Here is a 12,357-nt window from a genome sequence, read left to right on the forward strand (position 1 = left end):
GCCCCGTGGATGACAGCAGACGCCTTCGATCGTGCCGCTACCGTCGTCCCTCGCCTGCCTCCGCTTCGCGTCCCGGTTCGCGCCCGCAGGTCGCGGGCGTCCGGCGGCATGCGCGCCTGTGGCGCGATGCATGTCGCCTCGCCCCAGAGGAGGAGGGAAACGGCTGCGCGACATGTCGCGCACCGCTCAGATGTCCCCGCAGGCCTCCAGCGCCAGCGGCTCGCCGGCGACGGCACGGGCGATCGCCTGGTCGGCCGCCTCCACCTCGATGCCGTGGCGCGCGTACCAGGCCGGGTCGTAGTAGCTGTGGGCGTAGCGGTCGCCGCTGTCGCAGAGGATGGTCACGATCGAGCCACCCTGCCCCGCCTCGCGCATGGCCTGGGCCGCGCGCAGCACGCCGACGAAGTTGGTGCCGGTCGAGCCACCCACGCGCCGCCCCAGCACCGCGCTGACGTGGCGCATCGCCGCCAGGCTCAGGGCATCGGGCACCCTGGCCATCGCGTCCACGCAGGAGGGAATGAAGCTCGCCTCCACCCGCGGCCGGCCGATGCCTTCGATGCGCGAACCACCGGGCAACGCCAGCGACGGATCGGCGCGCCCCTCCAGCGCACCGCGGTAATAGTCGTAGAACACCGAGTGCTCCGGGTCCGCGCACAGCACCTTCGTGCCGTGGCGGCGATAGCGCACGTAGCGGCCGAGGGTGGCGCTGGTGCCGCCGGTGCCGGGTCCGCACACGATCCATGCCGGCACCGGATGCGGTTCCTCGGCCATCTGCTTGAAGATGGACTCGGCGATGTTGTTGTTGGCCCGCCAGTCGGTGGCCCGTTCGGCGTAGGTGAACTGGTCCATGAAATGGCCGCCGGTCTCGCGCGCCAGCCGGGCCGAAACCTCGTTGATCGTGCACGGGCTGTCGACCAGGTGGCAGCGGCCGCCCTGGAACTCGATCGCCGCGATCTTCTCCGGCGAGGTCGAGGCCGGGATCACGGCGATGAAGGGCAGCCCCAGCAACCGCGCGAAATAGGCCTCCGACACCGCGGTCGAGCCGCTGGAGGCCTCGATCACCGTGCTGCCCTCGCGCAGCCAGCCGTTGGCCAGCGCATACAGGAACAGCGAGCGCGCCAGTCGGTGCTTCAGGCTGCCGGTCGGGTGGCTGGATTCGTCCTTGAGGTAGACGTCGATGCCGGGATAGCCGGGCAGCGGCATCGGGATCAGGTGGGTATCGGCCGAACGGTTGAAATCGGCCTCGATCTTGCGGATGGCGGCGGCCACCCACTCGCGCTGCGACATGGCGATCCACGGCGATGGAAAGCCCGATTATCCGCCCCGCGGCGCGCAACCGGAACCGCTGCGCGCCGCCGCCATGGCGACGGCGACCGGCAACCGTTCAGTGCCGGGTCTGTCCCTGCATCGCCGGCCAGGCCTGCGGCAGGCGCGGTTCGCCACGCAACCCGCCCAGTACCTCCACCAGTTCGCGGTAGCCCTCGGCCAGCTGGCCGAACAGCGCGGCGTAGGCGGCGCGGCTGGCCTCGGCCACCTCGCGGTAGGCGCCACGGCCGAGGTCGACGAAGTAGTCCACGCTCACCCGCCGGCGCGCGGCCAGGCCCGGGAACAGCCCCGCCACCAGCAGGCAGCGGTCACCCACGTCGCGCAGGGCATCGGCGCGCAGCCGCCCCACCTGCTCCTGGGCGTGCAGCCAGTCCAGCGCATGGGTATGCGCAAGAAGCCGGGCGTCGCCCTGGTAGCGCAGCAGCACGAACACCAGGTAGGCCTCTCGCGATTCATCCAGCGGGTGGCCGGTGCGTCCGGCCGCGTCCCGCACCAGCGCCTGCCACAGCTCGGCCGGCGCCCCCTGTTTCATCTCGAACATGTCTTCCTCCTGCCATGAAGACAGGTTCGAGACTAGTACTGTCCGGCGCGCCGTGCTGGCAGCCGCCCGGGCCGAGTGCCAGCCAGGGCAGGCCTTCCGTTCAGCGACGTGGTCAGGTCGTCGCGCCGGTCTCGCGCGCCAGGCGTTCAAGCTCCCCGGCCAGCAGTTCCGGGTGCAGGTCGAACTGGTCGGACAGCAGCAGCTCGCGCGCCGCTTCCTTGACCTCGATCCGCTCAGCCTGGAGCAGGTCGCCGTCGCGGAACAGCTCGATGTAGCTGTCCAGCACGCCCGACAGCGTGCCCTGCGCGGTGTCCGGCGCGGCCAGCACCAGCTGCAGCCCCAGCGAGCGCAGGTAGTTGGTGGTGGCGCGTGCGTTCTGGGCGTCGATCTTGTCGCCGAACTCGTCCAGCAGGATCACGCCGATGCCGCCCGGATGCGCCTCGCTCTTGCCGTAGGCCGCGGCCAGCGCGGCGCCGGCGATCACGTACAGCGGCGCGCGGTGCTCGCCACCGGAGCCCGAGCGCATGCGCTCGCTGAGGGTGCCGATCACGCGGTCGTCCTGGCGGATCTCCACGCCGAAGTGGAAGAAACGGCGGTAGTCGTCCAGCGGCGAGGCGGCCAGCTTGGCTGCGGCGCTGTCCTCGATCAGCTGGCGGAACGCCTCCGGAACCTCGCCGGCGCTGCCGAACAGGGTGTCCTCGGCGCCCACGTCCGCCACCTTCTGGATGAAGCGGTGCAGGTCGCGGTACTCGGCCACCACTTCGTAGTGGAAGCGGTAGCGCTCGTTGTTGGAGAACGCCGGGCTGTTGCGCAGGGTGCGGTTGAGCGCGTCGATCTGCGCTTTCAGCCGCACGAAGTTGTCGTGCAGGGTGTTGGCGACGTTGGAGCGGAAGGTCTCCACCGCGGTCTCGTAGGCGCGGTCGGCCTCGGCGCGGTAGTTGACCAGCTCGGTCTCGCGCAGCTGCACCAGCTCGCGCTGCATCAGCGCGCGCGCCGGCTTCCAGGCGTCGGCGGCGAAGTCCAGGTCCAGGCCATGGCTGCCGGCGTAGCGCTGCAGCTGGCTCCAGGCCTCCGGCAGCAGCGCGGCCAGCTGGCGGTCGTTGTCCTGGGCGCGGCGCTCGCACAGGTTGCGCGCCTCCTCCAGGCCGGTGCCCTTGGCCTCCAGCTCCTCGCGCAGCTGTTCGACCCGGTTGGGATCGACATGCGGATCGCGGAAGGCCTCCACCGCATTCCGCGCGACGATCTCCTCCTGCGCCTGCAGCGCGCGCAGCAGCGCCTGGCGCCGCTCCAGTTCGCCCTGGGCCAGGGCCTCGGCGCGCACCAGCGACTCGATCGTGGACTCGGCCTTCTGCACCTGCGCCTTCAGCGCGGTGGCGCGCTCGCCCAGGCGCAGCAGGTCCGGATCGACCGCGTCGGCATGGCTGCGCTCCATCGCCTGGTAACGCGCCAGCACCTGGCGGTACTGCAGCAGCAGTTCGTGCAGGCTGCGGGCGACGTCGTCGCCTTCCAGCCGTGCCAGCTTCTGGCGCAGGCCCTCGGCGCGGCGCGCCTCCGGTTCGCACTGGCGCAGTTCGCGCTCGGCGTTCTCCAGCTCGGCGCGCAGCAGGCGCAGGCGCTCGCCGTCCTGGGCCACGCCGATCTTCAGCTCGCCACTGGACGGCAGGCGCCGGCGCTCGATGCCGCCGCCCTTGGCCACCAGGCCGTCGCGGGTCAGGCCCTGGCGCGTGCGCACCACCTCGGCCTCGGTCTCCACGCAACGCAGGTCGCCAAGCTGGCGGCGCAGGTACGCCACCGCATCGGCGTTGTCGCCCTCGATGAGGGCGGCGACGCTGTCCTCGGCCAGGCGCTCCTGGCGATGGCTGCGTGCCTGGCTGGGCAGGGCCAGCTTCACGCCGTAGACGGCGCGGGCGCCCTGCAGCGAACGATAGACGCGCACCGCGTCCTCCTCGCGTCCGGCCGGCACCAGCAGGGCCTCGACATGGCTGCGCAGGTAGGCCTCGATCGCCGGCTGCCAGCGCTTGTCGGTCACGCGCACCAAGTCGCACACCGGCTGCGCCTCGATCCCGGCCTCGCGCAGGTGGTTGACCAGGCGCATGACCTCGTCGCGCAGGTTGGCCTGGCCGGCATCCAGGCGCTGCTGGTTGCCGCGCAGGGCGTCACGGCGCGCGCGCGCCAGCTGCCAGGCCTCGTGCGACTGCCGCGCCCACGCGGCGACGGTGGACTGCACCGGCGCGGCCGCGGCCAGCGCCTGCTTCAGGCGCGCGTGGAATGCATCGGGTGCCGGACCTTCGCCGTCGCCCTCTGCGCTGGCGGCGACTTCCGCATGCAGTTCCTCCAGCGGCGCCAGCGCCTTGCCCAGCCCGGCCTCATCCACGCCCGGCAGGCGCAGCCCGGCCAGTTCCTGCAGCGGCTCGCGCAGCTGCTCGAGGCGACGCTGCAGGTCCGACTGCAGGCGCTGCAGCTGTTCGCGGTCGCGGGTGGCGAGTTCGCGGAACGAGGCCTGCTCGCCGTACGCGCTGCTGCCCTGCAGCTGCTCGCGAACGCGCTCGTATTCTTCCTGCAGGCTGCGCCGCTCGGCGCGCGCCTGCTCCAGGGCCAGGCCGGCGGCGGCCAGTTCCTCGCGGCCGGCATCGCAATCGGACTGCGCCTGCTCGACCTGCTCGCCGAGCAGGTCGCGCGCGTACTCGGCGGCCAGCGCGCGGTAGGAGGCGGCGCGTACCGCCTGCGCGGCGACCTTGCCGTACTGCGCGTCCACCGCCTCGGCCTCGGCGATGCGGCGTTCCAGCTGCTCGATGCGTTCCTTGATCTGGCGGAAGCTGTCCAGCAATGCCTTGAAGCGGGCAATGTCGGTAGGCCGGTCCTCGGCCACCAGGGTGCGCACGAACAGGTCCACGTCCTCGACGCGCTGCAGGTTGAGCGCGTTCTGGAAGGCCTTGCGGTAGGCGTTGAAGTCCACGCCGGCGCCGCTGCCGGGACGCAGGCGGTGCAGCAGGTCCTTGACGAAGCGCTCGCCACTGGCGTGGAACTCCGGCGTGGTGCCGGCCTTGCGGCAGCGTTTGGCGGCCAGCTCGCGGAAGCGGCTCCACTCCAGCGGCAGCTCGCGGCCGTCGACCCGCTCCAGGTGCTCTTCCAGCTCCAGGGCCACGCCCGGCAGCAGGAACAGGCCGTGCTGGCGATGCTCGGGCTCGTCTACCGAGGCGCCCAGCGAAATGCCCGCGGTCAGCGGCGTGCCGGTCTCCTCGTCGCGGAACACCAGGGTCACGTAGGTGGTGGCGGTGCGCCGCTTGCGACCGTCCTCGCCACTGCGGTACACGCCCAGGCAGTAGTCGCGGATGCTGCGCGCACGCGCCTTGCCGCCGGCCTGGGCATTGAAGTGGATATGGCGGCGGTCGCCGCCGAGAAGGACCAGCTGCAGCGCGTCCAGCAGCGCGCTCTTGCCCGCGCCGTTGGGCGCGATGATGGCCGAGGTGCGGTCCAGCTGCAGGGTCTTGGCCTCGAACAGGAAGTACTGCACCAGGTGCATGCGCTCAAGCAGCTGCATGGTCGTCCTCCGCGTCCAGGGTGTCGGCGTCGCCATCGGGGTCGCCTTCGGCATCGGGCCCGCCGCCGCCCAGGTTGTGCTGGTCCAGGCGGTGCAGCCACTGCTCGCCGACGATGTCCACGATCGCCGGCCGCACCACCAGGTGGAACGGCTGCAGGTCGTCCGGCTCGCCCTCGACCAGGCGGCACACGCCCCAGCGGCGCGCGGTGGCGGCCAGCGCGCGCAGCGCGCCGACCTCAGGCATCGGCCGCCCGGTCAGCGCCGGCCAGGCCTCCTGCAGGTCCGGCAGCTCGACTACCACCTCGCCCAGCTCCTCGACCAGGCCCTGCTTCATGCCCTCGTCGTAGCGCTGGCGCAGGACCAGCAGCAGCAGGGTTTCGTCCAGGCGCACCGGCGTGCCCTCGCCGTGCCTGGGCAGGGCGACCACGTAGCGGTGGTGGGCGTTGCGCTCCAGGCGGATGCCCAACGGGTCCAGCGCGGAGGCGAAGTCCTCGAGGTAGGCCTCCACCAGGTGGTAGGCGCTGCGCGAGCGCGCATCGCTGGCGTACAGCACCTGCTCGGTGACCAGGCGGTAGGCGGCGCGCTCGAAGTCGGCCACGGCGTACATGCCGTTGGACTGCTGGCTGAGGGTGTTCCAGGAACGTTTCATGCGGGATCGGGCTCGGCCTGCGCCGTGGTGCGCGCGGCATTGGAAGCGGAGGGGCCGCGGCCTGCGGCGTGGTGGACGACGAAGCGCGGGGCGCGCAGCCAGCCGTTGTCGCCGGGCTCGCCGCCGTCGACCAGTTCGACCCGGAAGCCGCGCAGCAGGCGGCCCAGCGGGTCGTCGCGGCGCAGGCCGCCGGGGCGGCTGCCGCGCAGGGCCAGGGTCAGCAGGGTCTGGTAGGCGCGCAGGTCCTGGATGCTGGCCACGTCCAGGGTTTCGGAATCGATGCTGCCGCCGGGCGGCAGCTGCCTGCCGACGTAGGCCGCCATGTCCTCGGCGGTGACCAGGCGCACCCGCTTCATCCGCCGCAGCAGGCCCAGCCGCGCGATCTGCTCGGCGCTGGGCTGGGCATTGCTGTTGGCACTGCGCGGGATCGGCTGCGGACGGCGGCGCGGCGCACGCAGCTGGGTCTCGTCCATCAGCCCACCCGGACCGACCGGCATGCGCAGCGCGTTCTCGTCGGCGGCCAGCGCACCCCTGGCGGCGCGGTGCAGCAACACGTCCAGCCGGTCCGGCGCACGCAGGCGGTAGTCCAGGAACGCCAGCGCGCGGCGGTTGGCCTGGCGCATGTCCTCGTCCAGGCGTGCGAGGTACTCATCGATGCGCTCGAGCTCGCGCAGGCGCATCAGGCTGCGCTGCAGCAGCTGGCCGGCACGGGCATCGTCGCCCTCGGCCACGTGCTCGCGGTACCAGGCGGCAATGGCCTCGTGCAGCGGGCCGTTCTCGATCTCCTGCACCATCAGCAGGATCTGCGCGCGCCGCGCCAGCGGGTGGTCGGCGCGGTGCAGGTCGGCGTAGTCGCGGATGAAGAACTGGGCCACGTAGCGCTCGAACCACTGCCGCGCGAACTGCGCGGTGGTCTCCGAGCGCACCAGCTCGGGCATCAGGTCGCGCACCTGCAGGCTCATCGCCGCCAGCGAGGACAGCAGCCGGCGCGCCTGCTCGGCGGCCTCGTCCAGCGCCTCGCCACCGGCGCGGCCTTCCACCACCTGCTGCAGCTGCAGCTCGATCGAGCGGATCTTGGCCGAGACGAAGGTCGGCCCGCGGTCGGCGAACTCCACCAGGGTGGCCAGCAGCTGGGCCAGGGACGGCGGCATCAGCACCATCTCGCGCGCGCCGAGCTTGTCCTGGCGCAGCCAGCCGGCCTGGCGCAGGCGCTCGTAGACGGCCGTGGCGCGCGCGGCCAGGCCGCCGTGCAGGGGCGCATCGCCCTCGTCCTCCCAGATTTCCTCGGCCAGCAGGTAGCGCTCCAGCGCGGCCACGATCTCGCGCCGGGCAAAGCCGTGGCTCGGCGGCAGCGGCGCGTCGGGGCCGAAGTATTCGTCGAACAGCCGGCACAGCAGGCGCCAGTAGCGCTCGCGGTTGGGCGAGGCCAGCGGCCCGAAGGCCGCCGAAGGCACATGCGCGAACAGGGACGGGAACGCGGTACTGCTCAAGCGGGAATCCTGCCGGGCGCCGGGCCCGGATCGGCCGCCATTTTCCCAGATCGCGGCCTCCGCCGCGCACGCCGCCGCGGTTGACCCCGTCCCCGGGAACCGGCTACCTTCTCCGCGCCGAAGGTTTCATCGCTTCATCCAGATGTAGCGATGAATTAAAAGGGAAGTCCGGTGCGTCCTGCCCTGCAGGACAATTCCGGCGCTGCCCCGCAGCGGTAATTGGAAACGAACCCCGCCATCGCACTGGCCCACCGGCCGGGAAGCGGCGGACAGTAGGCACGCGGCCTTCGCCGCCCGTCCATGAGCCCGAAGACCTGCCCCGGCCGGAAGACGCGTCCGTCTTCCGCCTGACCTGGAGCCTCCGCGGGGAGGTGGCCGGAGGCATCGCGTGGCCGTGGCCACGCAGTGTTCCCGCGCCCGTCCCCGTGGCTGCTCCGGCTCGCCCGCGGGGGCGAAGGTCGCCATGGCGGCGTACGCGGTGTCCAGCCGCGCACGCCGCCGGTCCTTCGTTCCTCATCGTCCACGCATGAGGAATCACATCGATGACACTGACCACCAACCTCGGCTTTCCCCGCATCGGGCCACGCCGCGAACTGAAGCAGGCCCTGGAAGCCCACTGGCGCGGCGAGATGCCGGCCACGCAACTGCTCGACACCGCGCGGCAGCTGCGCGCCCGCCACTGGCGGCTGCAACGGGAGGCCGGCATCGACCTGCCGCCCTCCAACGACTTCTCGCTGTACGACCAGGTCCTGGACACCGCGTTCCTGTTCGATGCGATCCCGCGGCGCTACCGCGCCCTGGTCGACGCGGCGCCGCTGGCCGGCTACTTCGCCATGGCGCGCGGACTGCAGCGCCCGGGCACCGACCTGCACGCGCTGGAGATGACCAAATGGTTCGACACCAACTACCACTACCTGGTGCCCGAGCTGGAGGCCGGCCAGGACTTCGCCCTGCGCGGCGACGCGCCGGTGGCGCAATACCTGGAGGCGCGCAGGCTCGGCATCGAGACCCGGCCGGTCCTGATCGGGCCGGTCACCTTCCTGTGGCTGTCCAAGACGGTCGACGGCAGTGACCGCTTTGCGCTGCTGGACCGGCTGGTCCCGGCCTATGCGCAGCTGCTGGAGAAACTGCACGCGGCGGGCGCGGGCTGGGTCCAGGTCGACGAGCCGGCGCTGGTGCTGGACCTGCCGGAGCCGGTTCGCGACGCCTGCCGCCGGGCCTATGCGGCTCTGGCAGCCGGCCCCCGGCCGAAACTGATGCTCGCCTCCTACTTCGGCGCGCTCGGCGACAACCTGCAGCTGGCCGCATCGCTGCCGGTGGACGGCCTGCACCTGGACCTGGTCCGCGCCCCCGAGCAGCTGGAAGCGGCGCTGGATGCGCTGCCGCCCGGGCGCATGCTGTCGCTGGGCCTGGTGGACGGGCGCAACGTATGGCGCACGCGCCTGGACAACGCGCTGCTGCTGGCGCGGTACGCACGCAACCGGGTCGGCGCGGACAACCTGTGCCTGGCGCCGTCCTGTTCGCTGCTGCACGTACCGGTGGACCTGGAAGGCGAAAAGGCGCTGGATGCGGACCTGAAGTCCTGGCTGTCCTTCGCCAGGCAGAAACTGGGCGAGGTCCGCGTGCTGGCAGATGCCCTGGAAGGCCGCCCGGGCGCCGAAGCAGCTTTGGAGGACGCCCGCCTCCGGTTCGAGTCGCGCCGGACTTCGGCGCGCGTGCACCGGCCCGAGGTGGCGCAGCGCCTGGCCACGATCAGCCCGGCCCTGGCACAACGTGGCTCGCCCTACCCGGCGCGCCGCCAGGCCCAGCAGGCGGCCCTGGCATTGCCGCCGTACCCGACCACGACCATCGGCTCGTTCCCGCAGACCCGCCAGGTGCGCGAGGCGCGGGCGAAGTTCAAGTCGGGCAAGCTGGAGGGGGCGGCCTATGAGGCGTTCCTGGAGGCGCAGACCGAACAGTGCGTGCGCTTCCAGGAGCAGGTCGGGATCGACGTCCTGGTCCACGGCGAGTTCGAGCGCAACGACATGGTCGAGTATTTCGGCGAACAGCTGGACGGCTTCGCGTTCACCAGGCTGGGCTGGGTGCAGAGCTACGGCAGCCGTTGCGTGAAACCGCCGATCATCTTCGGCGACGTGGTCCGGCCGGCGCCGATGACCGTGCGCTGGTCGACGTTCGCCCAGTCGCTCACCGCGCGACCGATGAAGGGCATGCTCACCGGCCCGGTGACCGTGCTGCAGTGGTCGTTCGTGCGCGACGACCAGCCCCGCGCCGACACCTGCAGGCAGATCGCACTGGCCCTGCGCGACGAAGTCCTGGACCTGGAGGCGGCCGGCATCCGGGTGATCCAGATCGACGAACCGGCCCTGCGCGAGGGGCTGCCACTGCGGCGCGCGCACTGGGACGCCTACCTGGAATGGGCGGTCGAATGCTTCCGCCTGTGCGCGTCCGGGGTGGACGATGCCACCCAGATCCACACCCACATGTGCTACGCCGAATTCAACGACATCATCCAGGCGGTGGCGGCGATGGACGCGGACGTGATCTCGATCGAGACCTCGCGCTCGCGGATGGAGCTGCTGGATGCCTTCGCCAGGTTCCGCTACCCCAACCAGATCGGCCCGGGCGTGTACGACATCCACTCGCCGCGCATCCCCACCACCGCCGAAATGGTGGAACTGCTCGAAAAGGCGCGGAAGGTGCTGGCACCGGACCAGCTGTGGGTGAACCCGGACTGCGGACTGAAGACACGCGGTTGGGAGGAAACGGAAGTGGCCCTGCGCAGGATGGTCGAAGCGGCGGTGGTCATGCGCGGGTCGGCGACCCAGTGAGGCGGCGGGGTGGCGCCATGGCGCCACCCTCGTGCAGGCCGCGCCCGGCTGGCGCCCTCCGGGTGCCGGCCTATTCCACCGTGACCGACTTGGCCAGGTTGCGCGGCTTGTCCACGTCGGTGCCGCGGGCCAGGGCGGTGTGGTAGGCCAGCAGCTGCACCGGGATGGTGTGGATCACCGGGCTCAGCACGCCGGAATGGCGCGGGGTGCGGATCACGTGCACGCCCTCGGAGGCGGTGAAGTTGCTGTCCTGGTCGGCGAACACGAACAGCTCGCCGCCGCGCGCGCGCACTTCCTGCATGTTCGACTTGACCTTCTCCAGCAGGCGGTCGTTGGGCGCGATCACCACCACCGGCATGGCCGCGTCGACCAGGGCCAGCGGGCCGTGCTTGAGCTCGCCGGCCGGGTAGGCCTCGGCGTGGATGTAGGAGATCTCCTTGAGCTTGAGCGCGCCTTCCAGGGCGATCGGGTAGTGCAGGCCGCGACCCAGGAACAGGGCGTTCTGCTTGGCCGCGAAGCGCTCGGCCCAGGCCTGGATCTGCGGTTCCAGGTTCAGCGCGTGCTGCACGCTGCCCGGAAGCATGCGCAGCTGCTCCAGGTAGCCGGCTTCCTGCTCCGGGGTGACCCGGCCGTGCAGCTTGCCCAGCACCACGGTCAGCTGGAACAGCGCCGCCAGCTGGGTGGTGAAGGCCTTGGTCGAGGCCACGCCGATCTCGGCGCCGGCGCGGGTGTAGCAGACCAGCTCGCTGGCGCGCGGGATCGCGCTCTCGGGCACGTTGCAGATCGACAGGGTGTGGGCGTGGCCCAGCGACCTGGCGTACTTGAGCGCCTCCATCGTGTCCAGGGTTTCGCCGGACTGGGAGATGGTGACGACCAGGTAGTCCGGGTCGGCGTAGGCGTCGCGGTAGCGGTACTCGCTGGCGATCTCCACGTTGCAGGGCAGGCCGGCGATGGCCTCGATCCAGTAGCGCGCGGTCAGGCCGGCGTAGTAACTGGTGCCGCAGGCCAGGATCTGCACGCCCTTGACCTTGCGCAGCACCTCTTCGGCATTGGCGCCGAACAGGGTCGGCTCGAAGCCGCCGGCGTCGATCACCGCCTCGACGGTGTCGGCGATGGCGCGCGGCTGCTCGTGGACCTCCTTCTGCATGAAGTGCCGGTACGGGCCCAGCTCCAGCGAGGCCAGGGACACGTCGGACACGTGCACCTCGCGCTGGACCTGCTGGTCGCGGCCGTCGAACACGCGCACGCCCTCGCGGCGGATCTCGGCGGTGTCGCCCTCTTCCAGGAAGATCACCCGGCGGGTGGCGGAGATGATCGCGGAGACGTCGGAGGCCAGGAAGTTCTCGCCCTCGCCCAGGCCGACCAGCAGCGGGCAGCCCATGCGCGCGCCGACCAGGCGGTCGGGCTCGCGGCGGCTGACCACGGCCAGGGCGTAGGCGCCGGTCAGTTCCTTGACCGCCGCCTGCAGCGCGACCAGCAGGTCCTGGCCGGACGACATGTGGTGGTGGATCAGGTGGGCGATGACCTCGGTGTCGGTCTGCGACTCGAACACGTAGCCCAGCGAGGTAAGGCGCGCACGCTGCTCCTCGTGGTTCTCGATGATGCCGTTGTGGACCAGGGCCAGCTCGCCGTGGCTGATGTGCGGGTGCGCATTGGCCTCGGTCACGCCGCCATGGGTCGCCCAGCGGGTGTGGCCGATGCCCAGCACCCCGTGGAAGTCCTCGTGGACCGCGGCATGCTCCATCTCCGCCACGCGGCCGGTGCGGCGCACGCGGCGCACGCTGTCCGGATCCACGACGGCGATGCCGGAGGAGTCATAGCCACGGTATTCCAGCCGCTTGAGGCCCTCGACCAGGACCGGAACCACATCGCGATCCGCGATCGCGCCAACGATGCCGCACATGCCGTTCTTCCAAGCGGTGACAGGTCCGCGATTCTACCGGAGCGCACGGGCGGGCCGGCGGACGCGACACCAGGACGCA

At 71.5% G+C, this 12,357-nt stretch carries 7 protein-coding genes and 1 riboswitch; of the genes, 1 reads left to right on the forward strand and 6 read right to left on the reverse strand.

The window, feature by feature from the left end:
- Positions 1-186: 186 nt before the first annotated feature.
- The 5 genes from PSESU_RS12455 to PSESU_RS12475 form a co-directional block, all read right to left on the reverse strand.
- The gene (locus PSESU_RS12455) at positions 187-1,287 is read right to left on the reverse strand and encodes a PLP-dependent cysteine synthase family protein (RefSeq protein WP_013536141.1); all 1,101 of its coding nucleotides are present in this window, start codon (positions 1,285-1,287) and stop codon (positions 187-189) included.
- A gap of 97 nt (positions 1,288-1,384) precedes the next feature.
- Positions 1,385-1,867, reverse strand: a complete 483-nt coding sequence (locus PSESU_RS12460) for a hypothetical protein (protein ID WP_013536142.1) — start codon at positions 1,865-1,867, stop codon at positions 1,385-1,387.
- 112 nt (positions 1,868-1,979) lie between these two features.
- Positions 1,980-5,408: an SbcC/MukB-like Walker B domain-containing protein gene (locus PSESU_RS12465; protein ID WP_013536143.1), complete on the reverse strand. Its 3,429-nt coding sequence runs from the start codon at positions 5,406-5,408 to the stop codon at positions 1,980-1,982.
- The gene (locus PSESU_RS12470) at positions 5,395-6,057 is read right to left on the reverse strand and encodes a DUF4194 domain-containing protein (RefSeq protein ID WP_013536144.1); all 663 of its coding nucleotides are present in this window, start codon (positions 6,055-6,057) and stop codon (positions 5,395-5,397) included. Before PSESU_RS12470 ends, PSESU_RS12465 begins: the two co-directional genes overlap by 14 nt.
- Complete coding sequence (locus PSESU_RS12475; protein ID WP_013536145.1) at positions 6,054-7,547, reverse strand: Wadjet anti-phage system protein JetA family protein; 1,494 nt, start codon at positions 7,545-7,547, stop codon at positions 6,054-6,056. The genes PSESU_RS12470 and PSESU_RS12475 overlap by 4 nt, the downstream gene beginning before the upstream one ends.
- 103 nt (positions 7,548-7,650) lie before the next feature.
- Positions 7,651-7,883: riboswitch (cobalamin riboswitch) on the forward strand.
- A gap of 206 nt (positions 7,884-8,089) precedes the next feature.
- On the opposite strand from PSESU_RS12475, the gene metE reads away from it, so the two are divergent.
- Complete coding sequence (gene metE, locus PSESU_RS12480) at positions 8,090-10,375, forward strand: 5-methyltetrahydropteroyltriglutamate--homocysteine S-methyltransferase (protein ID WP_013536146.1); 2,286 nt, start codon at positions 8,090-8,092, stop codon at positions 10,373-10,375.
- A gap of 70 nt (positions 10,376-10,445) precedes the next feature.
- Here the strand turns inward: metE and glmS are convergent, their stop codons facing one another.
- Positions 10,446-12,278, reverse strand: coding sequence for a glutamine--fructose-6-phosphate transaminase (isomerizing) (glmS, locus tag PSESU_RS12485; protein WP_013536147.1), 1,833 nt, complete (start codon positions 12,276-12,278; stop codon positions 10,446-10,448).
- Positions 12,279-12,357 lie beyond the last annotated feature (79 nt).

The organism is Pseudoxanthomonas suwonensis 11-1, assembly GCF_000185965.1.
GTDB classification, from domain to species: Bacteria; Pseudomonadota; Gammaproteobacteria; order Xanthomonadales; family Xanthomonadaceae; genus Pseudoxanthomonas; species Pseudoxanthomonas suwonensis_A.

Coding starts and splice junctions, on each gene's coding strand:
- metE (WP_013536146.1), top strand. CDS start 8,090: ATGACACTGACCACCAACCTCGGCTTTCCCCGCATCGGGCCACGCCGC.
- PSESU_RS12465 (WP_013536143.1), bottom strand. CDS start 5,408: ATGCAGCTGCTTGAGCGCATGCACCTGGTGCAGTACTTCCTGTTCGAG.
- PSESU_RS12460 (WP_013536142.1), bottom strand. CDS start 1,867: ATGTTCGAGATGAAACAGGGGGCGCCGGCCGAGCTGTGGCAGGCGCTG.
- PSESU_RS12455 (WP_013536141.1), bottom strand. CDS start 1,287: ATGTCGCAGCGCGAGTGGGTGGCCGCCGCCATCCGCAAGATCGAGGCC.
- glmS (WP_013536147.1), bottom strand. CDS start 12,278: ATGTGCGGCATCGTTGGCGCGATCGCGGATCGCGATGTGGTTCCGGTC.
- PSESU_RS12470 (WP_013536144.1), bottom strand. CDS start 6,057: ATGAAACGTTCCTGGAACACCCTCAGCCAGCAGTCCAACGGCATGTAC.